1 protein-coding gene is annotated in these 1,235 nt (G+C 73.7%); it reads left to right on the top strand.

Going from position 1 to position 1,235, the window contains the following annotated elements; all coding sequences use genetic code 11:
- Positions 1-1,235: type VI secretion system Vgr family protein (locus tag F615_RS0117400; RefSeq protein ID WP_019562412.1), on the top strand; the 1,235-nt coding region annotated here is incomplete at both ends.

Here is a 1,235-nt window from a genome sequence, read left to right as displayed (position 1 = left end):
GTCCAAGCCCACCTCCAAGCCCTGGGCCCGTGGGACTATGTGGTCCAAGGCCGAGAAAGCGACCTGGCTTTTGTGCAGCGGCTGCTGGGGCGCGCTGGGCTGGGGCTGCGCTTCGAAGAAGTCGACGGCGCGCACGACGATGCGGCTGGGCTGGGCCACCGTGCGGTCATCTTTGCGCACAGTCCCGACGAAGCGGCCTGTCCCCAGCACCCCGACAGCGCGCGCTGGGGCAGCGTGGCCTACCGCGGCGCCCACGGCCAACAGCCCTGCGACGGCGTGCAGACCTACCACGAACACGCCTGCCACACAGCGGCGCAGTACACCGTGCTGGGCTGGCACGAGCGGGCCAAACGCGCCATAGCGGCCCAAGCGCCGGGAGCCGCTGCGGGCCCGGCGGCCTACGAAGACTACGAGCTGCACGGCACGGCGGCCGATGAGGCCAGCGCGGCCGCACGCGCGCGCCTGCGCGGCCAAGCCCTGCAAACCCAGGCCCTGCACTACAGCGGCCTGGCCAACGTGCGCGGGGCCCGCTGCGGCCAATGGTGGCAACTCAGCCAACTGCCCCAGCGCGGGGCGCAACAACTGCTCCTGACCGAACTGCTGCACGCAGGCTGTGCCAACCTGCCCCATGCCGTGCGAGATGCCTGCGCCGGTCTGGGCCCGGGGCTGGAGTCCTGCGTCCAGGCGCTGGGGCGACCACTGGAGCCTGCTCTGCTGGAGCAGGCGCAAGCTGGCGGCTACGCCCAACACTGGCGCGCCGTGCCGCGCCAGCAGCCCTGGCGCCCCCTGCCGCGCAGCGCGCCGCGGGCCGCCGGCGCGCAAAGCGCCGTGGTCGTCGGCCCCGACGGCCAGCCCCAGGCGCCGGAAGGCTCGGCGCTGTACACCGACCGCCTGGGGCGCATCAAAGTGCGCTTCCATTGGCAGCACGAACTGGGCCTGGGCGGATCCAGCGGCGCGCACAGCAGCGACCACAGCGTCTGGGTGCGCGTGGCCCAACGCTGGGCCGCTGCGGGCATGGGCGCGCAATTCATCCCGCGCATTGGCGACGAAGTGCTGGTCGACTTCCTCGACGGCGACCTGGAGCGCCCGGTGGTGGTGGGCGTGCTGCACAACGGGCGCGGCGCCGGCGCAGTGCCTGCCACCCCGGGCGGCCGCCCCGGGCGAGCCGGACTGTCCCAGCCCTTTGCCGGCGGCGACGACCACCGCAGCGCCGGCCAGGCCAACGAAGTGGCTGG

The organism is Caldimonas manganoxidans ATCC BAA-369, from assembly GCF_000381125.1.
Taxonomy (GTDB): Bacteria; Pseudomonadota; Gammaproteobacteria; order Burkholderiales; family Burkholderiaceae_C; genus Caldimonas; species Caldimonas manganoxidans.
Note: the sequence above shows the minus strand (reverse complement) of the source record. Positions and strands in the feature narration are given on the sequence as shown.